The organism is Streptacidiphilus sp. BW17 (assembly GCF_041262485.1).
Taxonomy (GTDB): domain Bacteria; phylum Actinomycetota; class Actinomycetes; order Streptomycetales; family Streptomycetaceae; genus Streptacidiphilus.
On sequence record NZ_JBGCCR010000008.1, the window covers coordinates 125179 to 147787 of the forward strand.

Below are 22609 nucleotides of genomic sequence, written 5' to 3' on the forward strand. Positions count from 1 at the left end.
GCGCGTCCACGCGGGCGGAAAGGTGACGGCGCGTTAGGGTGGCTGCGTCCCGACCACCCCGGGTTCGCGGAGGCCAGGCACGAAAACCATCTCGCGGGAGCGTGTCCTGCGGACCTTGACCTTCTGGCTGCGTCCGGCGTTCGCTTTGCGCGTCGTCAGCCGATTCCAGCGCTTGGTGGGCTTCGACCGCTCCATGGCGCTCGCGTCGAGTGCCCTGACCGCCGGGATCCCGCTGGCTCTGCTGGTGGCGTCCGTGGTGGTGCAGCTCGGCCAGGAGGACCTGGCCACCCGGCTGATCAACCGCTACGGCCTGACCGGTGGTGGGGCGGAGGCGGTCAGGTCTCTTTTCTCCTTCGCGGAAGGACCCGGTGTCAGTCTCGGAGTCGGTGGGACGGTGTTCCTGATCATCTCGTCCCTGAGTCTCGCGCGAGCGGCCCAACGGTTGTTCGAGCAGACCTGGGAACTGCCGCCGCTGAGCGTGCGCAACACTCTGAACGGGCTGCGTTGGCTCGCGGGCCTCGTCGCGTACGCGGCAGTCGGAGGATGGCTGTACGCCACGCTTGGGGAAGCGCGGTTCGGTCTCCTGGCAGCCGCGTGCGAGGTGCCGCTGACCGCCGTGTTTCTCGTGTGGGGAGGCTGGACCCTCTGCGCCCGACGACAGGCCTGGCGGGACCTGGTGCCGTTCGGCGTTGTCGGAGCGGTCGCGAGCAGTGCTTACTCCGTCGTGGCGGCGGTGTATCTGCCACATCTCTTCAGTTCCTATGCCACCCGCTTCGGGCCGGTGGGTGCCGTCTTCGCAATGATCGCGGCGTTGTTCGGCGTCATGGTCGTGCTCGTGGCCTCGTCGGCGCTGGGCCGGGAGGTCCATGACGAACTCGGCCGGATCGCCCGCGGCAACCGCCCGCCGGACGACGAGGTGCGGCAGGAGTGGGCGGCTGTGGTGGCGCAGGCGCAGGAGCGCTGGGTGACGGCACGCGAGGAACTGGCCCGCCGCAGGAGCCGGCGTAACGGGCGCGGTCGTTGACCGGGGTGGTTGGTGGGGCTGGAGAAGCAGCCGAACGAGGCCGTCCGGGTCCGCGACTGGAAGCGCGGACCCGGACGCGGTCGTTCCGTCAGCGCGCCCCGCGCGTCAGCTGTGCTTCCAGACGTCGGAGAAGCTGCCACCGGAGATCGCGCCGGGCTGGGCGCGGACCGTGCTGCCACTGCTGTTGACCATGACGATCTCGGTCGGAGAGGCGCTGCCGAGCGACTTTCCGCCGGCCGTCGCGCCGGTGAAGTTGACGGTGCCGAAGTTCGCCAGGCTGGCTATCGAGCCGTTGACCTCCGGGGCCTCGGCGATGACCTCGGCCGAGCTGTCCTGGTAGCCGGAACTTCCGGCATGCGTGGTGGACTTGGACCAGCCCTTGGTGCTGTCGGTCAGCGTCATGGTGAAGGTGCCGTTGCCGTTGTCGGTCACCGACGCGGACATCGAGTCGCCGCCCGCGACGGTGACGCCCGAGTACGCGCTCTCCGAGGCGGGCAGCACCTCCCACCACGCGCCGTACGTGGCGTGGCCGCCGATGCAGTCCGCCTCGGTGCCGGTCTGCTCCAGCGCCGAGTTGCTGTAGCCGTCGAGGCCGACCCAGAAGGACGAGTAGGTCGTGGCCGAGCCGCAGCTGACGGAGGGCTGGACCCAGGAGGTGGAGACGGACTTGTACGCGCCCGACGAGCCGGTGGCGGCGTAGCCGGACCAGTTGGTGGACTCCACGCTCGCGTTGGTGACGGCGCCCGTCCGCTGGTGCAGACCGTGCAGGGAGTGGCTCTCGTGCGACGCCTGGGCCTGGGTGATCTGGGCGGGCGACGCCGTGGGGGTGGCCGCGATGGCCGGGGTGGCCAGCGCGGCGGCGCTGACGCCGACGGCGATGGCCAGCAAGGGTGCGGTTCGCCGAACGGTCCTCATGGATTCTCCTATGGGGGTGAGGAGTTGGGGTCGGCCGCCGCGAAGTGGGGGTGATCTCCGGCGGTTGACACAGCCTCACCTTGTGTACATGCACCGGACAAGAGGGCTCCGCCCGTTCAGTTTCAAGGGAATTGCCGAAGAGATCGGCAAGGAGACCGGCGAGCAGCCTGCCGAGGAGGACTGCCGCAGGGCGGGATGAGCCCAGGGCGGGCAGCCGCCAGGGAACTCACAGGTTGTTAGATGCAATCGTGGGTAATGATCAGCCAGACACGGGGGCGGGGTCGGCAGAAGGAGGGCGTGACTATGACGCAGGTGCCTGCGCAGAGCGTTCCCTTCGACCAGGCGCTGCGTCACGCCATCGCGGAACGCGGCCTCACGCTCGAACGCATCGCGGACCGGCTGGACGCGCGCGGGATGCGGCTGTCCGTCGCGACGCTGAGCCTCTGGCAGACGGGTCGCTGCCGTCCTGAACGGCCCAAGTCACTCCAGGCGCTGAGCGTGATCGAGGAGGTGCTCCAGGTCCAGCCCGGCGCCCTGTTCGCCCTGCTCGGGCCCCCGCGTCCGCGCGGCCGGTGGGCCGTCAAGGGCGCGCAGCAGAGCGCAGAGCAGGGCACGGGTCAGGTGGCCGTTCCCAGGGCGGCGGGGGGCGGCGGTGTCGGTGTCGTGGGTGATGTTCCGCTGACCGACGCGTGGTCGCCCGGCGAGCAGGGCCGGGGGCTGTGGGAGCGGTTGGACACCCGCTGGGATCTCAGTCTGACCCGGCTGAGCTGCCACAGCCGCCTGACCGTCGACGCGGACCGCTGCGTTAGCTCGTTGTGGAGCAGACGCGTGGTCCGCGCCGAGGCCGACGGCGTGGACCGCTGGATCACCGTGCTCCAGGCGCACGAGATCGGCCGCGGTCCTGAACTGGAAGTCCCGGCACCGCTGCGGCTGGGCGCCGTCGAACACCTGCCGGACCAAGGCCTGTTGGCGGCGGAACTGCTCTTCGACCGTGCGCTCGCCAGAGGCGAGACAGCGATAGTCGAGTACACCGTCCACCGGGCGTCCGCCGGGCGGCCGGTCCATCACTTCGACGCCCGCCTCAACCGGGCCTCGCGCGAACACCTGCTGGAGGTCCGCTTCGACCGCGCGGCCCGGCCCGGCGCCTGCCGCATGTTCCGCAGTGGGGCGTTGGACGCCGTCCCACGCGAGCGGTCGCTCCGGCTGAACAGCGCCGGGACCGTCCACGCGGTGGCCCTCGGCGCGGGACCCGGCCGGTTCGGGATCCGCTGGGACTGGGACGGGAACTGACGGGACGTCATACGACAGCAGCGACTGCGGTGACTGCGGCGACTGCGACGAAGATCAGGTTGACGGAACCGCGCCTTGCTCGAACGCGCCTGCGTGGTCGGCCACCCACTCGGCAAAGGATCGCGCCGGCACCCCGAGGACGTCGGAGACGGCTGAGGTGATGAACGCGGGCCTGCCAGTCGTTGCGCCCCATGCGGTGAGCAGCATGTCGACGACCGCGCGCGGGGCCTTGCCCTCTGTCTCGCTGCGGAACTCGTCCGGTGACAGCTCCTCGAACCTGACCGGGCCACCCAGGATCTTGCCGATGATGTCCACCTGCGCCGCCTGGCTCAGTGACTCGGGCCCCGTGAGGACGTAGTCAGCGCCGGCATGTCCGTCCTGGTAGAGCGTCCGCGCCGCGACGGCTGCGACGTCACGGTCGTCGACGGGTGCGGTCTCGGCCGCACCGTAGGGCCATCGGACGACCTCGCCGGCGCGGATGGCGGGTGCCCACCAGGCCAACGAGTTCGATGCGAACATCCCCGGTCGGATGATCGTCGACTCGAGTCCGGTGGCCGCGATCAGTCGCTCGATCTCGGCGTGGAGCACCGCCATGGGATTCGGCTGCTGGAAGAAGGGGTGCGGCGTCCGGTGCGGCGAGGAGAGGAAGACGACGCGCCGCGTGTGGGCCGCCAGGCGCTCGACAACTGCCGCAGCCGTCGTCGGAGGCGCGGTCCAGAGCAGGAAGACGGCGCTGGTGCCCTGCAATGCCTGGTCAAGAGACGCGGGCACGGTGAGGTCGCCGGTGACGACTTCGACGTCGGCCGGCAGCGTCGCCGCGCCTTCGGCACGACGCGTGAGGGCGCGCACCGGCACGCCCGCGCTGACGAGTTGGTCGATGACGCCGCGCCCGATCCGGCCGGTGGCGCCGGTGACGAGCACCGGTGGCATGTGGGTGGTGTCTGTCCGATTCACTCCCGCAGCAAAGCGTTACTCGGTTAAAAAAGCAACCTGGTTACACAATGTTATGCTGTCCGGGTGATCGAGTCGACGGGGCTGCGCGCCCGCAAGAAGGCGCGGACTCGTGACGCCATCGCCGATGCGGCGATCTCACTGTTCCTTGCACACGGATTCGACCAGGTCTCGGTCAGCGACATCGCTGCGGTGGCTGAGGTCTCCAAGCCGACGCTCTTCCGGTACTTCCCGACCAAGGAGGACCTGGTACTGCACCGATTCGCAGACCACAACGGTGAGGCCGCACGCGTCGTGCGCGACCGCGAGCCCGGCGTCTCGCCCGTGGCGGCCCTGCACCGGCACTTTCGGGCCGGCCTCGATCTCTACGATCCCGTCACCGGCCTCAGCGACCATCCCGCGGTGGTGGAGTTCCATCGCCTGGTGTTCACCACGCCGAGCCTGGCGGGACGGCTCACGCAGTACATGCTCGAGGACGAGCAGGCGCTGGCAGAAGCCCTCGATCCAGGCCCGGACATCCAGGCGCGACTGACGGCGGCCCAGGTACTCGCGGTCCAACGGGTGCTCGCCCGTGCCAACTGGCAGAAGATCGCCGACGGGGGAACCGCGCGCGACGTTCACCCCGAGGCTGTCATCGACGCCGACCAGGCGTTCGCCCACCTGCGAACGTGAGCGGTCGTAAGTCCCCCTGTGCGGTGGGGAGATCGGGCAGCAGGTCTGACCTGACGCCTCCTGACCGGCGCCTCGGCCATGGCTAGCGTCCCCGTGTGAGTATTTGGACTTCCTTGGATCCGGCGTCCACCACCGTGGACCCCGGCGGCACCGCCACGGTGCGACTGCGGGTGCGCAACACCGGCGATGTCGTCGACGAGTACCGCTTCGTGCCGGTCGGCGACGTCGCCGCGTACGCGACCGTCGAGCCCGCCACGCTCAGGCTCTATCCGGGGACCACGGGAAGCGTGGAGATCCGCTTCGCCCCGCCCCGCAGTCCGGATGCGACGGCCGGTCCGAACCCGTACGGCATCCAGGTCGTCCCGACCGAGCACCCGGAGGCGACCACCGTCCCCGAGGGCAACCTCAGCATCACGCCGTTCGCCGAACTGCGGGCCGAGTTGGTGCCGCCGACGGTCCGGGGGCGGTTTCGGGGCCGGCCGGTGCTCGCGCTCGACAACCTGGGCAACACCAGGCTCACCGCGTCCGTGTCCGGCCTCGACGAGGGCGACCAGCTCGCGTTCGAGTTCCACCCGGCAACGGTGCAGATCGAGCCCGGCCGGGCGGCCTTCGTCAAGGCGGCCGTTCGGCCCCGGCGCATCACCTGGCTCGGCCGGAAGCAGAACCGGTCCTACCGGATCGCCGCGCGCGAGGGCGCCCGGACGAAGAGCCCTGGGACAGGAAATCCGGGCAGATCTTGGTGCCGTATCAGGAAGATTCGCCCAGTCGGCTGCTGACGGGCGGTGACCGCGTCCGGTTCGATCCAGCGGGCCGCGGTGGGAGAGAGCAGCCGTAGGGCCGCCGTCGCCCGCGTCCGGCGGTGCCGGGGCGGGCGGCGACGGCCCGGGTCGATCCGTCACACGTTCACACGCTCACAACGCCCATGCGCGAGCGGGTGATCACTCGTCGGCGGTGAACACCGGGTAGTAGCCGTCGGCCTGGCCGGCGGAGGTGGGGTGGTAGGACTCGTAGACCGGCAGCGTGGTGCTGTGGATCCACTGGTCGTCGGTGCAGATCTCGTGCCCGCTGAAGGCGTTCCGCACGTCGCCGAAGGTGAAGTTCGGGTACTTGGCGACCTCGTTGGCGATCACGCCGTCGAGGTCGTCGGCGGCGCCGTTGATGGCGCTGCGGCTGGTGTCGCTGATGCCGAAGAGGCAGTCGCCGGGGACCGCGTAGAGGTGGGGGTAACCGAGCACGACCACGTGGGCGTTGGGCGCGTCGGCGCTGATCGCGGAGTAGAGCGTGTCCAGCCGCGAGGCGAGCTGGGTGTTGACGGTGTTCTCCGCGGTGCTGACGGCCGAGAGGCACGAGCTGGTGCCGTCCAGCACGCAGGTCTCCATCGTCGAGGTGAAGCCCGCGTCGTCGCCGCCGACGGTGAGGCTGACCTCGGTGGTGCTGCTGTTCAGCCCGGAGAGCTGGTTGTTGAGCACATCCTGGCTGGTCGCCCCGGAGCAGGCCGCGAAGTCGAAGCTGGACGGGGAGTTGGCCTGCTGCCACAGCTCGGGGTAGGACAGCGTGCTCTGGTAGCAGGAGCCGCTGGAGGAGATGTAGCTGCCGCTGCCCACGCCCGAGGCGTAGGAGTCGCCGAGTGCGACGTAGCCGCCGCTGGTGGCCTGGGCGGTCGGCGCGCCGGCCAGCGCGCAGGCCACGAGGGTGCCGACGGCGAGGGTGCTCGCCAGGAGTCGTCTGGACGCGTGGATGTGCATGGTGCCTCCACTTGTGGTGGTGGTGCACGACATTGGGGGGTGGGGCCTGGGTGACGCGCGTCGCGGACTTGTGTACCAGCCGGTAACCCGCCGTGAATAGTGTCCATGCCAACCTTCTGACAGCCATTCTGAAGAGTCCTGAAAAACCTTGCAGAGCGTCAAGATCCCTTTGTTTCAAGGGACATTCGAGGGGCAAGGGTAGGTGTCGAGGCAAACACCGACCGGCCGTCAGATCACCACTGACGGCCGGTCGAGGGGAAAGAAGGAGAGGTCGGGCGAGTTTCAGGAGAGCTCGCGCTTGAGGATCTTTCCAGTGGCGGTCATCGGCAGTGACTCGACGATCTCCACGATGCGGGGGTACTTGTGACCGGCCATCTGCTCCCGGCCCCAGGCGACCAGTCCCTCCGGCAAGGCCTCGGCCCCCGGCTTGAGGATCACGAACGCCTTGACCTCCTCGCCATGGCTCGCATGCGGCACACCGATAACCGTGGCCAGGCTGATCGCGGGGTGCGTCATCAGCACCTCCTCGATCTCGCGGGGGTACACGTTGAAGCCGCCGCGGATGATCATGTCCTTGGAGCGGTCGACGACGTAGTAGAAGCCGTCCGCGTCCCGGCGCGCCAGGTCGCCGGTGCGGAACCAACCGTCCCTGATCACCTCGGCGGTGGCCTCGGGCCGGTTGTAGTAGCCCTTCATGATGTTGTGGCCCTTGACGGCGATCTCGCCGATCTCATCGACCTCGGTCACCTCGGACCAGTCGTCGTTGATCAGCTTCACCGCGACGCCCCAGATCGGCACGCCGATCGAGCCGGGACGCGGCTCCTGGTTCGGGTCGCTGAAGGTGGCCACCGGGCTGGTCTCGGAGAGGCCGTAGCCCTCCAGCACCTGGACGTGCAGCCGCTCCCGGACCTCGTGGATGATCTCGACGGGCAGGCTGGAACCGCCGGAGGCGCCGACCCGGAGGTTGCGCGCGATCCGGTCGACGTCGACGTCGTCGGTGAGCGCGCCGAGCAGGCCCCACCACATGGTCGGGACACCGGCGAAGAAGGTGATCTCCTCGGTGTTCATCAACTGCACCACCTGCTGCGCGTTGAACCGCGGCACCAGGTGGAGCGTGGCCGCCATGGCGAACCCGGCGTGCATCTGCACGGTCGCGCCGTAGGTGTGGAACAGCGGCAGGCAGAGCACGTGGCTGTCGGTGGCCGGCCTGGTGTCGAACATCCGGTTGCAGGCGAACACGTTCATCATCGTGTTGGCATGGGACAGTTCGGCGCCCTTGGCCTGGCCGGTGGTGCCCGAGGTGTAGAGGATTACCGCGGTGTCGGTCGCCTCGGTGACGACCGGGTCGAAGACCGGACTCCGGCCCGCGAGCGCCGACGCCAACGTCTCCGCGCCCATGGTCACCGCGCCCTCCACTGGGCTCGGCGCGGCGGCTTCGGCGGCGTCGGCGGTGATCAGGAAGAAGTGCTCGACCTCCTTGACCTCGTTGAACGCCGCCCAACCGGCCGCGCCCATCGGCAGTTCCGGCGTGCCCTCGAAGCAGAAGTACGCCTTCACGTCGGCGTCCCGCAGGTGGTAGGCGATCTCGCGCGGCTTGAGCAGCACGTTGAGCGGGACCACGACCGCGCCCGCCTTGAGGACGCCGTAGTAGACGACCGGGAACTGCGGCAGGTTCGGACAGCTCAGCGCCACCTTGTCGCCGGGCCGGATCCCGCGTTCCACCAGCAGGTTGGCGACCTGGTTCGCGGCGGCGTCGACCTGGGCGTAGGTGAGGCGCGTCGGGCCCAGGACCAGCGCGTCACGGTTCGGGTAGGTGCGGGCGGAGTCCTCGAGCAGGATCGACAGGTTCAGCATGGTGCCTTCCGGGAGGTCGGGAGCCGGGCCGTCGGGTGTGAACGCATGTCAGATGAGATCACAGGTCAGGCGCGGAAGCTGCTGCTCGGTCGATCCCGCTCGGGGCGGGTGCCGGGGTCGGATCGACGTCGGGTCAGATCGGCGTCGCGTCGGATTGGCGTCGGGTCAGGCCACCGGGACGCCGGTGCCCGCGATCGCCTCGGGGCGGAGCAGCGCGGCGAGCTGCTCGGCCGGGAGCAGGCCGCGCTCCAGGACGAGCTCGGCCACGCCACGGCCGCTGGCAAGCGCCTCCTTGGCGATCTCGGTGGCGGCGACGTAGCCGATGTGCGGGTTGAGGGCGGTGACCAGGCCGATGGAGTTCTCGACGGTCGCGCGCAGCGCCTCGGTGTTGGCGGTGATCCCGGTGACGCAGCGGTCGGCCAAGGTGAGGCAGGCGGCGCGCAGGTGGGTGACGGACTCCGACAGCGAGTGCAGGATGATCGGCTCGAAGGCGTTGAGCTGGAGCTGACCGCCCTCGGCGGCCATGGTGATGGTGACGTCGTTCCCGATCACCTCGAAGGCGACCTGGTTGACCACCTCGGGGATGACCGGGTTGACCTTGCCCGGCATGATGCTCGAACCGGCCTGCACCGGCGGCAGGTTGATCTCGCCGAGGCCCGCGCGCGGGCCGGAGGACAGCAGACGCAGGTCGTTGCAGCTCTTGGAGAGCTTGACGGCGATGCGCTTGAGTACGCCGGACATCTGGACGAACGCGCCGCAGTCCTGGGTGGCCTCGACCAGGTTGGCGGCGGTGACCAGGGGCAGCCCGGTCACGTCGGCGAGATGGCGGCGGGCGGCCTCGGCGTATCCGGCCGGGGCGTTGAGGCCGGTGCCGATCGCGGTCGCGCCGAGGTTGATCTCGTGGATCAGCTGGACGGCCTCGGCCAGTCGACTGCGGTCCTCGTCGAGCATGACCGCGAAGGTCGAGAACTCCTGACCGAGCGTCATCGGCACGGCGTCCTGGAGCTGGGTGCGACCCATCTTCAGCACGTCGCGGAACTCGACGGCCTTGCCGGCGAAGGCGTCCTGGAGGTGGGCCATCGCCTCCAGCAGGCCGCGCACCGCGAAGACGGTCGCGATCCGGACGGCGGTGGGGTAGACGTCGTTGGTGGACTGGCTGAGGTTGACGTCCTCGTTGGGGTGCAGGTGCTGGTACTCGCCCTTGGCGTGACCCAGCAGCTCCAGCGCGCGGTTGGCCACGACCTCGTTGGCGTTCATGTTGGTCGAGGTGCCTGCGCCGCCCTGGATGACGTCCACGACGAACTGGTCGTGCAGCGCGCCGGTGCGGATCTCGCGGCAGGCGGCGACGATCGCGGCAGCCTTGGCGGGCGCCAGCAGCCCGAGCTCCTCGTTGGCGAGCGCGGCTGCCTCCTTGACCGCGGCCAGGGCGTCGATCAGGTGGGGGTAGGCCGAAATGGGCGTGCCGGTGATCGGGAAGTTCTCCGTGGCGCGCAGGGTGTGGACGCCCCAGTAGGCGTCGGCGCAGATGTCACGGTCTCCGAGGAGGTCGTGCTCGCTGCGGGTTGCGGCGGTCATGGCGGTCACTGCGGTCATGGCGGGTGCGGGTCTTCTTCCTCGGAGTGGACGGTGACGAGGGCTCAGGTGCGGGAGAGCGCTGAGGGTCAGGCGGTCAGCGCGGGTACCGGTTGGACGCGCCCGACCGGGTGCCCGCCGCCCAGCAGCGTCTCGCCCGCGAACGCGGTGAGCAGCTCGGGGTCGACGCCCGCGCGGGCGAGCGCAGCGGCGGCGACCGGGATGCGCGCCCGGTTCGCGCCGTCGGAGATCTTCACGGCGATCGCCCGGCCGTCCGGCAGCGCGCCCACCTGGACGCCCTCGAAGCCGTCCTTGGCGAGCAGTCCCGGTACGGCGTGCATCAGCGCGGAGACGTCCCGGCCGGAGCCGGAGGCCATCTCGGCGTGCTCGCGCATCGCGTCCGCGACGCGTGCCTCGGGCGTGCCGGGCGCGGCGGTGGTGATGCGGGCGGCGGCGCGGGCGAGGCCGTGCAGCGAGACCGCGAACAGCGGCGCGCCGCAGCCGTCCACCGTGACCGTCGCGACGCGCTGCCCCGTCAGGTCCTCGACTGCTGCCGCGACGGCCTGTTGGAGCGGATGCGCGGGATCGAGGTAGTCGTCGAGGGACCAGCCGTTGAGTGTGCAGGTGTAGAGCATGGCCGCGTGCTTGCCGGAGCAGTTCTGCGCCAGCCGGGACGGCAGGCGTCCGGCACTGACCCAGGCGTCCCGGACGGTCGGACCGTAGGGCAGGTCCTCGGCGTTGCGCAGGTGGCTCTCGGTGAGACCGGCCAGCTCCAGGATCCGCCGGGCGCCGTCGAGATGGCGCTCCTCGCCGGAGTGGCTGGCCGCCGCCAGCGAGAGCAGTTCACCGTCGAGTGGCAGCCCGGCCCGCACCATGGCGACCGCCTGGATGGGCTTGAGCGCCGAGCGCGGATAGAACGCGGCCTCGATGTCGCCGAGTTCGAACGCGACCTGGCCGTCCGCGTCCAGCACGACGACCGAGCCGTAGTGGACGCCCTCGACCACCCCGCCGCGCACCAGGTGTGCGACGGGGGAGTGACGGGGTTCGCGTATCGCGGGGGAGTCAGCGAGGTTCACGCGTCGGATCCGCCTTCGGTGGGAGTGGGGATGGGGATGTGGGTGGGTGTGGTGCGCCCGGGGTGCACGATGCTGCTGAGGGTCGCGTCGATGCAGTCGAGGTGGTGGGCCATGGCGGCGACGGCGTCGTCCTGGTTGCCGTCGACCAGCGCCTCGACGATCACGCGGTGCTCCCGGTTGGACTGCTCGCGGCGTCCGGGGCCCAGTTCGTTGAGGAACGACGACTGGCGTGCCAGGGCGTCACGAATCTCCTCGATCACCCGGCGGAAGGCCGGGTTCTGGGCGGCTGCGGCCACGGTCAGATGGAAGAGGCTGTCCATCGCGACCCATGCGGTGGTGTCCGTCTCCCGCTCCATCCGCTCCAGCAGATGGGCCAGCCGGTCCAGGTCCTCGGGGGTGCGGCGCAGCGCCGCGTAGCCCGCTACGGGGATCTCGACGTGCCGGCGCACCTCCTCCAGATCGCCGGCCGCGTAGTCGCCGAAAGTGGGCTCCTCGACCGCGTGGGCGATGACGAAGGTGCCCTTGCCGGTCCGGGAGGCGGTCAGGCCCATCGCCTGCAGGGCGCGGAGCGCCTCCCGCAGCACCGGCCGGCTGACCTCGAGCATGCGGCACAGCTCCGCCTCGGAGGGGAGCTTGTCGCCTATGGCGTAGTCGCCGCGCTCGATGGCCTGGCGAAGATGGCCGAACACCGCTTCCATCGCGCTGACGCGACGCGGCATTGCGCCACCTGTCTGGCTGTCTGACAGGTTCACCCGAGTGATCCTGGAGGTTGCGGATGGGGCTGTCAAGCGTGGATTTGCCACCCTGCGCGGGGGCGGCGGCCCACGGTGCCGAGCCGAGGCAGGGAGCGGTGCTGTCCGCCGCAGTTGATGAACCTTCAGGTGGCGAAGGCGGGTTGGAGCCCGTCGCGCGGGCATGTGGCCCTGCTCACAGAGGGCTCGCGGCGGTTGCCCTCGCCGTGTCGCACTGCCTAGCGTGCCGCCTGTCCGCGCATAGCGGACCCCGATGTTCCGGAACGCCGAATCCTGCCGCCGGAGGCTCGGGCAGCGCGAACATTCGGCCCGGCAGGGGCGGGGGAACCAGGTAAGTCGCTGCGCTCCAGAAGGTCCGCAGCTTGGGGTGAAGCCGTGCTCAGCACGGCCGGGCTAGCCCACGGTCCGAATCCGACAGCTCACCTCGCAGGCGTCGTAGAGGACCCTGCCATGCTCCTGTCCGGAAACGGCCGTCACCGCCGTCCCCGCACCAACCAGGCCCGTCGCCTGGCCACCGTCGCCGGTGTCGCCGGCGCCGGCATCGCCCTCCCGCTCGTCGGGACGTCCAGCGCATTCGCCGCCTCGACCTCCACCTGGGACGCCGTCGCCCAGTGCGAGAGCACGGGCAACTGGTCGATCAACACCGGCAACGGCTACTTCGGTGGCCTCCAGTTCTCGCAGTCCACCTGGGACGCCTACGGGGGTCAGCAGTACGCGTCCTCCGCCGACCAGGCCAGCAAGGACCAGCAGATCGCCGTCGCCGAGAAGGTCCTCGCGGACCAGGGCCCCGGCGCCTGGCCCGTCTGCGGCCCGCAGGCCGGTCTGACCCAGGGCGGCCCCGCCCCGGTGATCAGCACCTCCGGTTCGTCGAGCTCCGGGAGCTCCTCGAACAGCTCGACCGCTTCCAGCGACAGCGGCCAGGCCCAGGCGGGCTCGGAGGACTCCGACGGCGGCAGCTCCGCCGCGCCGAGCACGGCTGCTGCCAGCACGAGCGCTGTCGGCACGCCCGCTTCCGGTGCGACTGCCGGTGCCACCGAGTACACCGTCGTCTCGGGTGACTGGCTGTCGACGATCGCCGAGTCGCACCACGTCTCCGGCGGCTGGCAGGAGCTGTACCAGCTCAACAAGGCCACGCTCACCCAGGGCCCGAACCTGATCTTCCCGGGCGAGCACCTGCAGCTCACCGGCGCGGGTTCGTCGTCGAGCACGACCACGAGCACCAGCACGAGCACGACCGGCAGCGACGCGTCCGCCGGCAGCAGCGCCCAGAGCAGCTCCGCCGCGCAGCCCGCGAGCAACGCGAACCTGAGCGGTGACCCGCAGGCCATCGCCGCGCAGATCGTCCCGGCCGACCAGCTCGCCTCGTTCGACGAGATCATCTCCCACGAGAGCGGCTGGAACGTCACCGCCACCAACCCGTCCTCCGGCGCGTACGGCCTGCCGCAGTCCCTGCCGGGCGACAAGATGGCCTCCGCCGGCGCCGACTGGCAGACCGACGCGGCCACCCAGCTGCGCTGGGCGCTGCAGTACATGGACTCCACCTACGGCAGCCCGAACCAGGCCTGGGCGTTCTGGCAGGCCAACAACTGGTACTGACGGTCCGTGGCGCGGGGGCGGGGTCAGAGCGTGAGGCTCGTCCCCTCCTCCGCGGCCAGGACCTCCCCGTCGTAGGTGGCACCCGCCTCCGCGACGGACCGGCTCCGCTGGGCGCCGGGCCAGAAGTGCGTGAGCAGCAGCCGCTTGGCCTGTGCGTCGGCGGCCCACTGGCCGGCCTCGGCGGCGCTGAGCAGGTACGGGTCCCGGTCCGCGCCCTGCAGGGTCGCCCCGGCCACGAACAGCTGGGCCCCGGCCGCCAGTTCGCCCAGCCCTGCGGCGGGACCTGCATCGCCGCTGTAGGCCACGGCCACTCCTGACACGGTCAGCCGCACCCCCGCGTGCGGCACATGATGCCGCAGCAGCATCCCGTCCAGCCGGAACGGCCCGACCTGGTGACTCCCCGGCAGCGGATGCGGCGCGAACACCTCCCGCAGGTCCTCGCTCGGCTCCATCGCCTGCACGCGCTCCAGTACCCCGTCCGGGCAGTACAGCGGCGTGCGCCCGGCTCGTCCACCTCCGGCCCGCTCAGCCCCGAACGTCAGCGCCCGACCGAGCCCGCTCAGGTCCGCGCAGTGATCGGGATGCCCGTGCGTGATCACCACGGCGTCGACCTCGTCCGCCGAGCAGTGCGCCAACAGGCGTGGCAGCGTGCCGTATCCGAGATCCAGCACGACGCGGAACCCGTCCGCCTCCACCAGGAACCCACTCGCTGCACGCTCGGCCTCTGGCCACGCGCCGCACGTTCCGAGTACCGTGAGAGTCGGCATATGCCCATTCTGGCAGGGACGTTGTAGCCGCGCAGGCGCTCACGACACCGGGGCACAACTCGCCGGGGACCGGTCCCCTCTGACCGTGGCTAGCTTCTTCCACAAGCCAGTCACACCTTGGAGGGGCCGTGAACTACTACCTGGACGTGCTCAAGAACTACGCAGGATTCTCGGGCCGGGCACGGCGCGCGGAGTACTGGATGTTCACGCTGTTCAACGTCGTCGCCGGCGCACTTCTGATCATCATCGGCGCCGCGATCCACTTCCCGCTGCTCTACGCCGTCTACAGCCTGGCGGTCCTGCTGCCCACGCTCGCGGTGGCCTTCCGCCGCCTGCACGACACCGACCGGTCGGCGGGCTGGATCCTGATCGCCCTCATCCCGTTCATCGGCGTGATCGTCCTGCTGGTGTTCCTGTGCCAGGAAGGCACGCCCGGACCGAACCAGTACGGCGCGAGCGTCTGACACATCATCTGACACAGAGGGCGGCACACATCGGGGGAGGATGCTGCGATGGCAGGCGACGGGGGAGAAGCGGTCAGGCGCGACGGCCCTGGCGGCGGAGCGGTGGTACTCGCGTGGCCGATGGGGGCGCGGGACCGTGCGGTCGTGCCGCTACGCCCGCTCGACGCGAACGACATCGTCAAGGGCGTCTTCGCCACCGTCCGGCGGTACTTCTGGCCGCTGTACCTCCCGCTGCTGATCGTCGCCCTCGGCAGCACAGTGGTACTCGGCGGCAGCGCGTGGGCCGCGTGGGGACTGATCACCTCCCCGCACCTGCACGGCGGGCGGATGACCACAACGCGCGGGATCGAACTGGCCCTTGCCGCAGCCGTGGTCATCGTTCCCGCTCTGTTGTGCGCGGTCCTCGCGTCCGCGGTCACCACGGCCGTCTGTCTCACCGTCCTCGGCCATCACGCGGTGCTCGGCCGACGCCTGACGGCCCGCCAGGCCTGGGCCGAGGCGCGCCCCCAGTTGCGGCGGACACTCGGCACCCAGCTGCTGACCTCGCTGGTCGTGGTCGGCGTCCTCCTGCTGTCCGTCCTTCCGGCCGTCGTTCTCGGCCTCGCTCTCCACAGCGCTGCTGCCGCAGGGTTGGCCCTGCTGCTGCTCTTCCCCGGCCTTGCCGCAATGCTGTACGTCGGGGGCAGGCTGCTCTATGCCACACCGGTCTCAGTACTGGAGGGCATGACCCCCACGACTGCGCTGCGCCGCTCCTGGCAGCTCAACCGCGGCGTCTGGTGGCGCACCTTCGGCATCTCGCTCCTGCCCGGCATGGTCGGCCGGGCGGCGACCCAACTGATCATCGGCGTCGGTTCAACCGTCGCGGCTCGGTACCTCCCACCGGAGCTTCTCTACGGTCCGTCGGGCAGCAAGGTCCACCTGTCGGCAGACAGTCTCATCCTTCCCGTCTCCATCGTCGTGCTCGCGTTCGTTGTCGCTGCGGTCGTGACGGCGCCGCTGACACCGCTGACTCTGGGGCCTGCTCTACCTCGACCGGTGCTTTCGGAAGGAGAGCCTCGAAGGCACACTGCGCGCAGCGATTTGGGGCGAGGTGCGCTACGGCTCCTCTGTCCTGTTCCCGGTCCCGCCGGGGTTTCCGCCGCGGCCCCCGGGCCGCAGAACGACGAAGCCTGCGGACGAATACCCGCGCCACGGTGAACAGAAGCCCAACAAGGGGCGCGCGATGATCGCGGCCGGGTGGACGTTGCGGGTCGCCGGAACGGGCGCCGGGGCGGCCGGAGACGGCGTGTTGAGGCAGGGGGTCGGTGCCGGCGCGGGCATCTTGACCTGGGTCGATCTGCTGGCCAGGGGAGCAGGGTTGGTCGGCATGACGATCGGCATGTGGGTGTTCCTCTACGGCCGCCTGCTGATCAAGAGGGGCAAGCGTCACACGGTGAAGATCATCGGCTCCTTCACCGAGCTCCTCTACACGCGGTACGTGCTCTACCTGCGGCCGTTCGCGCAGGACGAGGCGATGTTCAAGATGCCGACGACGCTGGTCGGTGGGGGTGATCCGGGGACAGCCATTTTCCTCCTCTCCGGGCTGACGCAGGAGGAGTACCTGGTGCGCCGGTTCGGAGGCATCGGAAAGGTCATCGCGATCGGCAGTCCGGACGAGGACCTCCCGCTTCCGGGCGCGGCGCGCGGCTACCTGCCGCTGGACGACTGGCAGGACACCGTGGGTGGGCTGATCCGAGGCGCCCACGTGGTCGCCCTCGCCGCCGGCAGGGGCGAGGGAACGGTATGGGAGTTCGCCGAGGCTGCTCAGGTGATGGACCTGAAACGGCTGGTGCTCCTGGTCTACTGCGACGAGGAGGAGTACGGCGACTTCTGCGAGTCGGTAAAAGCCGAGTACGCGCGCCGTTTCGCTGCCGCACAGGAGGCGTCGGGACAGGAGCTCCCGACGCGGCGCCCGCTGCCTGAGCTGCCTGCCTTCCGGCCCAAGTCCGGCTACCAGGAGCTTTCGCGGTGGAAGGTGGTGTGCTTCGGCGGCAGGAAACGGGTGAAGGCGTTCGAGGACTGGGACTTCCCCCTCAAAGGCATTGTCGTCTTTGGCGAGAACGGGGTGGGGGAGTTCAGGCGATTCGATCCGGCAGCCATCGCCCTCACGTCAGTCAAGAGGGGGTGGTCGCTCTCACGCCTGGTCAAGCGTCAACTCAAGCCTGTCCTCGCGGAACTCGCCGAACTGCCCCGTAATCAGAGCGTCACGGACAAAGTCAGGAGTGCTTGAGCGATGCAAGAGACCGATCCTGCACCCGAAGCCGCACCCGCACCCGCACCCGAAGCTGCACCCGCGCCCGAAACTGCACCCGCGCCCGAAGCCGCACCCGCGCCCGAAACTGCACCCGCACCCGCAGCCGATATCCCCGAGGCCCGCACCGCTGAGGCCCGCACTCCCGACGCCGGGTCGCGGCCTGTGCCGAGGAGCAGGGTCGGTCGCGGGTTGTTCGAACCCTACGCCCTGGCAGTCGAGATGGCGGACCGGGTCTCGGAGCGGCGCGGCGCCGCCAACAAGTTCTTCCTCTCCGTCCAGACGACCTTGCTGGCGGCCGTGGGCCTTGCCGACACGACACTCGACCACGTCGCGTGGTACTCGGCACTGACCGCAGCCCTCACCGGATGTGCGATCTCCGTGGTGTGGTGGCTGCAACTGCGCAGCTACCGGATGCTCAACGCAGCCAAGTTCAGGGTGATCAACAGGCTGGAGGAGCGACTGCCCGCCCGGATCTTCACGGACGAGTGGGAGATCCTGAAACGCGTGGGAGACCCCGGTTCACGGCGGCTCGGCTACGTCGAACTCGGCACGACCGAGCGGCTGATCCCGTGGCTGCTCGCCGGATTGCACGTCCTGTTGCTCCTGGGCAGACTGCTGGGATGAGCCAGTACCTCACCGAAGACGCCGCCCTCATCCGGAACCTGCTCCCGCCGGCCGCACAGCCGCCGGGGGACGACGACGCACTCTTCCTCGGCTACGCGGTGCTGATGAGGGCCAAGGGCACGCAGACCACGTCGGAAGACGTCCACGACACGTGGTCGGCGTGGATGCTCGGGCGCGAGCCCGACCATCCGGCGATCGTGCCCTTCGAGCAACTCCCCGCCCGTACCCAGGCCATGGACCTCCCGTACATGCAGGCGATCCACACGGCCGCTCAGCAGCGCACGGCCGCCGGCGGTTCGTGACTCGTCCGGGTCGAAGTCAGCCTTGACGCAGGGCCGCATCGATGTCGGTCGCTGCTACGCGGGCCGCTTGCGCACGTGCCGGTGTCCCTCGTGCGGGAATTTCGGCGGCATCGGCGGGAGCACCGAATCCAGGACGTAGCCGCACTTCTGCGCCACGCGGCACGAGCCCTCGTTGCCGACGGTGTGCAGCAACTCGATCTCGTCGGCGGGCATGAGGTTCTGCCCGCCGAACAGCCATTCCGTCGCGCGCTGGACGCAGCGCGAGGCGATGCCGTTGCCGCGGGCTTCGGCCACCGTCCAATAGCCCACTCCGGTCGCTAGCATCTTCGGCGGGTTGGCCGCCTTGATGACGAAGTAGCCGACGAACCTGCCGTCCTCCTCGATGGCCCAGCTCAGATGGGTGCCGTTCGCCCAGCCCCGGTCCTGGTCGGCGAGCCAGGCGCGCGCCCCGTCCTCGTCGCCGACGGGGCGCATCAACCAGCGCCGCATCGCCTCGTCGCGGTGGGCGGCGACAATCGCCGGGACGTCCGAGTCCTGCCAGGGACGGAGCGTCAGAGCCGGCGCACTCGGGGTGGGTTCCACCATCAAGGTCATTGGCGACGTCATGCGGACCATCCAACAGCATGGCCGCGCGCCGACGTGACGAATTCGGATGACGGACGGTCGGCCCGGGCGACCGCCGCCACCTCGACCGGGTGGTCCGGCAACTTCCGCGTCGTGCGGTGCGGTGGTGATTGTCGTCGATGGTCTTGACATGTATTCGTTGCTGCCGCTTTGCTGGCTTTCGCGTTCACATGGTCCAGACCACTCCCCACTTTGGTCCAGACAACATGTGCGCACGCCCCTGGCGAACGACGGCGCCCGCTCGGTCGCGCCGCCGGTCCCCCCATGCCGAAAAGGGAGCAGTGCATGCCCAAACGCTTCTTCGTCCTGTCCGCGTCGGCCCTGCTGAGTGTCGGCGCGTTCGCGGCGCTCACGGCCACCGGCCTGACCCCCACCGCGCACGCCGCCGGCGTGTCGTGGCCGTCGCAGGTCTTCGCCCCCTACGTGGACACCGGCCTGAGCAACACCACACTGACCACGGTGGCCTCCGACTACGGCACCAAGTACTTCACGCTGGCCTTCGTCGACGGCTCGGGCTGCCAGTGGTCGATGCCCAACGAGTCGGGCTGGCAGTCCCAGATCTCCTCGCTCCAGGCGCAGGGCGGCGACGTCAGCATCTCCTTCGGCGGCTACACGACGGACACCAACGGCACCGACCTCGGCAACACCTGTTCGTCGGCGAGCGCGATGGCCGCGCAGGTCGAGTCGGTGGTGACCACGCTGGGCGTGAGCCACCTCGACTTCGACATCGAGTCCAACGAGGTCACCAACTCCTCCGACATCACCCGCACCGCGCAGGCACTCGCGCAGGTCCGCTCCTGGGCCTCCGCCAACGGCCAGAGCCTGTCGCTCTCGTACACCATCCCGGCGGCGCCGACCGGGCTCACCCAGTCCGGCGTCAACGTCCTCACCACGGCCGTGGCCAACGGCTTCACGCCGGACGTCGTCAACATCATGACGATGGACTACGGCACCTCCGGCACGGAGATGGGCACGGCCGCCAACCAGGCCCTCGACGCCACGGCCGGCCAGGTGGCCTCGGCCTTCGGCATCTCCACCTCAGCCGCCTACGCGCGGCTCGGCAACACGCCGATGATCGGTCAGAACGACAGCGCGGGGGAGGTGTTCTCACTCGCCGACGCGGGCACCGTCGAGTCCTACGCCGCCCAGCAGGGCATCGCGGAGCTCTCGTTCTGGGCCGAAGGCCGTGACAACGGCGGCTGCCCGGGACAGACGACCGCGAGCTCGACGTGCAGCGGCGTCAGCCAGAACAGCGGGGCCTTCACCCAGGCGTTCCAGGCCTTCACGGGCGGCAGCAGCTCGACGGCCACCCCGACGCCTACCCCCACGCCCACTCCCACGCCGACCTCCACCGGCGGGGGCGGTGGTTCCTGCGCGGCGACGTGGAGCGCGTCGAGCGCGTACACCTCCGGCCAGGAGGTCTCGTACAACGGTCACAACTGGACCGCCAACCAGTGGAACGACGACGAGGTTCCCGGCGGCCCCTCCGGCGCGTGGAACGACGACGGGGCCTGCTGAGTCCCTGACCCGCCGACACCCCTGCACTGCCCCGGCCGAGGTGAGGCTGGGGCAGTGTTCGCCGGGCGCGCACGCCGCCGCGCCGATCAGGCCGGGCCCTGTGGGCGGTGTCAGCCTTGGCGCGCCTCAGCCCTGGCGTAGGGCGGGCATCGGGACAGGGATGCCGTAGGTGCTGGAGCCGACGCCCACGCCGGCCTGGCACGTGTTGGGCGGGGTCGTGGACGTTCCTCGGGAGGAGGGTGTCTCGGCGGCCCAGAACATGTAGCCCAGCATGCCCGGCGTGGTCCCGGCACCGCCTGGCGCCGCAGCCTGGAGCCAGCTCCCGGTGCTGCTCTCCAACGACGCGGAGAAGTCGTTGCACTCGGGCAGCACCTGGGGCTGGCCGGCCAGATAGACGCTGCCGGTGAACTTGGCCGGGGCGAGCGGCGCGATCGGCGGGCTGTAGTTGGGCTTGCCGTCGATGTGCTCCTGCCAATTGGCCTCCGCGGCGGTGGCGGAGGGCTGCTTGTTGGGGACCATGGCGTTGGCGTAGTCCAGCACCGGGTTGCTCGTGCTGAGCCAGTTGGCCGTGGCGTACTGGGTGAGTCCGATCAGGTAGCGGTCGCCCGCGGCCAGGTCGATGGTGAGCCGGGCGGTCGGGTCCGCGCCGGTGGCGTCGTAGGGATGGACGGACCGGTAGGCGCTGATGAAGGACTGAAGGCCCGTCAGGTTCGGGCCGGTGGAGTTCTCGTAGTCGATCTCGATGCCGACGCCGAGCTGGGTGGCCAGCGCTGCGGCCTTCTGCCCGAGCAGGGTGGGGTTCTGGCTGAGGGCGGTGTCCCAGTCGGCCGTGTAGGTGGCGCCGCCGAGGGAGAGCATCACGCGGACGCCGTGGCTGGTGAAGTAGTCGACGACGGCCTGGTTCATGCCGACGGGCGCGCCGTTCACGTCGCCGCTGTCGTTGGTGCCGTCGAGCAGTTTGAGCGGGTCGACGAAGGAGAGCACGACCAGGTTGACCGACGGGGTGCCGTCGCCACGGTCGATCAGCCAGTGGTTGTTGGTGTCGAAGCCGGTCATGTCGCGCACCGTGCCCCAGGTGCACTCGTCGTTCCCGCAGTCCCAGGCGCCGTAGACCTGGATCGGCGAGGTGGCCGCCGCCGGTGCGACGGATTCCGCCGTTGCGGCGGTTGCGGCCGGTGCGGCGGTTGTGCCGGTGGCCGCCGCGGTGACCAGCAGTGTGGTGGCTGCCAATGTCGTGAAGCCGCGTCTGTGCATGTGCATCCTCGCCTCCAGGCGGGCCGGGACCACGGTGGTGTGCGGTGGACCAAAGGGTGGAGTGGAGTCTGCCGCTCCGTCAATGGTCTGTACCAGAAAGGGCGGTGTGCAGGTGCGCCCGCGTTCGCGCCTGCGTCCGCCCCCGTGGCGTGCGGCGAAGCGGAAGGTAGCTGCTCCGTATTCACAGGTAATGCCCCCTCCCCATGAGCACCACTTTCATGTCAGAGTGCTTGTCGAAGATCGCCGCAGCGACGGACACAGCGACGAACGGGAGTGAACATGCCCGAACCGGTCATCATCGGCAGCGAGCGCAGCGAAGTCGGCCTGCCGTCGGGGATGGAGGTGCTGCGGCGGGGCGGTTCAGCGCTGGACGCCGTCGAGGCGGCGATGCGGCGCTGTGAGGACAACCTGGCCGACCACTACGTCGGGACCGGCGGTCTGCCCAACGCCCGTGGCGAGGTGGAGCTGGACGCCTCGGTGATGGTCGGATCCAGCCGTCGATTCGGCGCCGTGGGCGCGGTGCACGGCTATCCGAACCCGATCTCCATCGCCCGCGCGGTGCTGGAGCGGCTGCCGCAGCACTGCCTGCTCGTCGGCGAGGGGGCGGAACTCTTCGCCGAGGAGAACGGCTTCACCCGAGCGGAGCTGCTCACCGACGAGGCGCGCGCGCTCTGGCGCGAACAACTGGACGCAGTCGCCCGCAAGGAGTCGGCCGAGTCGGTCGGGTCGGCCGAGTCCGTCGAGGGCGAGAACACCGCCGCGCTGCCGGGTGACCACCGCTACCGCGCCGCGGCCCTCGACCTGGTCCGCAAGTTCGCCCCGCACGAGGGGCCCTGGGGGACGATCAACATCATCGCCCTGGATGCCTCCGGTGAGCTGTGCGTGGGCGTGTCCACCTCCGGTTACCCGTTCAAGTATCCCGGCCGGGTCGGGGATTCGTCGGTCCCCGGCGCGGGCAACTGGTGCGACCTGCGGGCCGGCGGCGCCGCCTGCACCGGGCGCGGCGAGCTCAGCATGCGCGGCGGGACCGCCCGCACCATCGTCGACCACCTCGCTGCGGGCCACGGCCCGGCGGAGGCCTGCCGCCTCGGCCTGGCCGACGCCGCGACCCTGCCGGATGACTTCCGCGCGGAGCTGCGCGCCCTCGCCCTGACCCCCGACGGGCGGCACGGCGGCGCGGCAGGCCAGGAAGGCAGCGTCTACGCGCTGATGACGCCGGATTCGACCGAGCCCGAGTTCCGTCCCCGCGTGGTGCTCTGACGGTACCGGTCCATCAGACCGCGGTTCATCAGACGGTTCATCACATACACGTCGTG

General features: G+C 70.1%; 21 protein-coding genes, 1 pseudogene and 1 riboswitch. Of the genes and pseudogenes, 12 read left to right on the forward strand and 10 right to left on the reverse strand.

Annotation, left to right across the window (positions count from 1 at the left end; translation table 11 throughout):
* Window positions 1–115 precede the first annotated feature (115 nt).
* Window positions 116–1024: a hypothetical protein gene (locus ABH940_RS12575; RefSeq protein ID WP_370062666.1), complete on the forward strand. Its 909-nt coding sequence runs from the start codon at window positions 116–118 to the stop codon at window positions 1022–1024.
* 105 nt (window positions 1025–1129) lie between these two features.
* On the opposite strand, the gene ABH940_RS12580 is transcribed toward ABH940_RS12575, so the two are convergent.
* Entirely contained in the window at window positions 1130–1939 is an 810-nt protein-coding gene (locus ABH940_RS12580; RefSeq protein WP_370105267.1) for a G1 family glutamic endopeptidase, read from the reverse strand.
* Between the two features lie 303 nt (window positions 1940–2242).
* Here ABH940_RS12580 and ABH940_RS12585 point away from each other — a divergent pair, with 303 nt between their 5' ends.
* Entirely contained in the window at window positions 2243–3229 is a 987-nt protein-coding gene (locus ABH940_RS12585; RefSeq protein WP_370105268.1) for a helix-turn-helix domain-containing protein, read from the forward strand.
* Window positions 3230–3283: 54 nt separating this feature from the next.
* Here the strand turns inward: ABH940_RS12585 and ABH940_RS12590 are convergent, their stop codons facing one another.
* Window positions 3284–4183 carry an NAD(P)H-binding protein gene (locus tag ABH940_RS12590; RefSeq protein ID WP_370105269.1) on the reverse strand — a complete coding sequence of 300 codons (900 nt, stop codon included), beginning with the start codon at window positions 4181–4183 and terminating at the stop codon, window positions 3284–3286.
* A 63-nt stretch (window positions 4184–4246) separates the two neighbouring features.
* Here ABH940_RS12590 and ABH940_RS12595 point away from each other — a divergent pair, with 63 nt between their 5' ends.
* Both ABH940_RS12595 and ABH940_RS12600 read left to right on the forward strand, forming a co-directional pair.
* Window positions 4247–4852 (forward strand): TetR/AcrR family transcriptional regulator, encoded by a 606-nt coding sequence (locus tag ABH940_RS12595; protein WP_370062674.1) that lies wholly within the window; start codon window positions 4247–4249, stop codon window positions 4850–4852.
* Window positions 4853–4947: 95 nt separating this feature from the next.
* A pseudogene (locus ABH940_RS12600) lies at window positions 4948–5556 on the forward strand (hypothetical protein); the annotation flags it as partial.
* A 234-nt stretch (window positions 5557–5790) separates the two neighbouring features.
* On the opposite strand, the gene ABH940_RS12605 reads toward ABH940_RS12600, so the two are convergent.
* The 5 genes from ABH940_RS12605 to ABH940_RS12625 form a co-directional block, all read right to left on the reverse strand.
* Window positions 5791–6597 carry an SGNH/GDSL hydrolase family protein gene (locus ABH940_RS12605; protein WP_370062676.1) on the reverse strand — a complete coding sequence of 269 codons (807 nt, stop codon included), beginning with the start codon at window positions 6595–6597 and terminating at the stop codon, window positions 5791–5793.
* A 282-nt stretch (window positions 6598–6879) separates the two neighbouring features.
* Window positions 6880–8451, reverse strand: coding sequence for a long-chain fatty acid--CoA ligase (locus tag ABH940_RS12610; protein WP_370105271.1), 1572 nt, complete (start codon window positions 8449–8451; stop codon window positions 6880–6882).
* A gap of 165 nt (window positions 8452–8616) precedes the next feature.
* Window positions 8617–10026, reverse strand: coding sequence for an aspartate ammonia-lyase (gene aspA / locus ABH940_RS12615; RefSeq protein ID WP_370062989.1), 1410 nt, complete (start codon window positions 10024–10026; stop codon window positions 8617–8619).
* Window positions 10027–10112: 86 nt separating this feature from the next.
* On the reverse strand, window positions 10113–11099 hold the full coding sequence (locus ABH940_RS12620) for an asparaginase (RefSeq protein ID WP_370062680.1): 987 nt from the start codon (window positions 11097–11099) through the stop codon (window positions 10113–10115).
* Window positions 11096–11797: a FadR/GntR family transcriptional regulator gene (locus ABH940_RS12625; RefSeq protein ID WP_370105340.1), complete on the reverse strand. Its 702-nt coding sequence runs from the start codon at window positions 11795–11797 to the stop codon at window positions 11096–11098. Before ABH940_RS12625 ends, ABH940_RS12620 begins: the two co-directional genes overlap by 4 nt.
* 308 nt (window positions 11798–12105) lie before the next feature.
* Window positions 12106–12299: riboswitch (cyclic di-AMP (ydaO/yuaA leader) on the forward strand.
* A gap of 2 nt (window positions 12300–12301) precedes the next feature.
* Here ABH940_RS12625 and ABH940_RS12630 point away from each other — a divergent pair.
* Window positions 12302–13447 (forward strand): transglycosylase family protein, encoded by a 1146-nt coding sequence (locus ABH940_RS12630; protein WP_370105272.1) that lies wholly within the window; start codon window positions 12302–12304, stop codon window positions 13445–13447.
* Between the two features lie 23 nt (window positions 13448–13470).
* Here ABH940_RS12630 and ABH940_RS12635 read toward each other — a convergent pair whose 3' ends face one another.
* On the reverse strand, window positions 13471–14214 hold the full coding sequence (locus ABH940_RS12635; RefSeq protein WP_370105273.1) for an MBL fold metallo-hydrolase: 744 nt from the start codon (window positions 14212–14214) through the stop codon (window positions 13471–13473).
* A gap of 128 nt (window positions 14215–14342) precedes the next feature.
* On the opposite strand from ABH940_RS12635, the gene ABH940_RS12640 reads away from it, so the two are divergent.
* The 5 genes from ABH940_RS12640 (at window position 14343) to ABH940_RS12660 (ending at window position 17897) form a co-directional block, all read left to right on the forward strand.
* Window positions 14343–14678 carry a DUF805 domain-containing protein gene (locus ABH940_RS12640; protein WP_370062686.1) on the forward strand — a complete coding sequence of 112 codons (336 nt, stop codon included), beginning with the start codon at window positions 14343–14345 and terminating at the stop codon, window positions 14676–14678.
* A gap of 48 nt (window positions 14679–14726) precedes the next feature.
* Entirely contained in the window at window positions 14727–15875 is a 1149-nt protein-coding gene (locus ABH940_RS12645; protein WP_370105274.1) for a hypothetical protein, read from the forward strand.
* A 25-nt stretch (window positions 15876–15900) separates the two neighbouring features.
* A complete protein-coding gene (locus ABH940_RS12650; RefSeq protein WP_370105275.1) occupies window positions 15901–16947 on the forward strand; it encodes a hypothetical protein in 1047 nt (348 codons plus the stop codon).
* A 213-nt stretch (window positions 16948–17160) separates the two neighbouring features.
* The gene (locus tag ABH940_RS12655) at window positions 17161–17595 is read left to right on the forward strand and encodes a hypothetical protein (RefSeq protein ID WP_370105276.1); all 435 of its coding nucleotides are present in this window, start codon (window positions 17161–17163) and stop codon (window positions 17593–17595) included.
* A complete protein-coding gene (locus ABH940_RS12660; protein ID WP_370062692.1) occupies window positions 17592–17897 on the forward strand; it encodes a hypothetical protein in 306 nt (101 codons plus the stop codon). Before ABH940_RS12655 ends, ABH940_RS12660 begins: the two co-directional genes overlap by 4 nt.
* A 54-nt stretch (window positions 17898–17951) precedes the next feature.
* Here ABH940_RS12660 and ABH940_RS12665 read toward each other — a convergent pair whose 3' ends face one another.
* Window positions 17952–18482, reverse strand: coding sequence for a GNAT family N-acetyltransferase (locus ABH940_RS12665; protein ID WP_370062694.1), 531 nt, complete (start codon window positions 18480–18482; stop codon window positions 17952–17954).
* A gap of 324 nt (window positions 18483–18806) precedes the next feature.
* On the opposite strand from ABH940_RS12665, the gene ABH940_RS12670 reads away from it, so the two are divergent.
* Window positions 18807–20039: a chitinase gene (locus tag ABH940_RS12670; protein ID WP_370105277.1), complete on the forward strand. Its 1233-nt coding sequence runs from the start codon at window positions 18807–18809 to the stop codon at window positions 20037–20039.
* Between the two features lie 126 nt (window positions 20040–20165).
* Here ABH940_RS12670 and ABH940_RS12675 read toward each other — a convergent pair whose 3' ends face one another.
* Window positions 20166–21299, reverse strand: coding sequence for a hypothetical protein (locus ABH940_RS12675; protein ID WP_370105278.1), 1134 nt, complete (start codon window positions 21297–21299; stop codon window positions 20166–20168).
* A gap of 273 nt (window positions 21300–21572) precedes the next feature.
* Between ABH940_RS12675 and ABH940_RS12680 the strand changes: the two genes are divergently transcribed.
* Window positions 21573–22553 carry a N(4)-(beta-N-acetylglucosaminyl)-L-asparaginase gene (locus tag ABH940_RS12680; protein ID WP_370105279.1) on the forward strand — a complete coding sequence of 327 codons (981 nt, stop codon included), beginning with the start codon at window positions 21573–21575 and terminating at the stop codon, window positions 22551–22553.
* Window positions 22554–22609 lie beyond the last annotated feature (56 nt).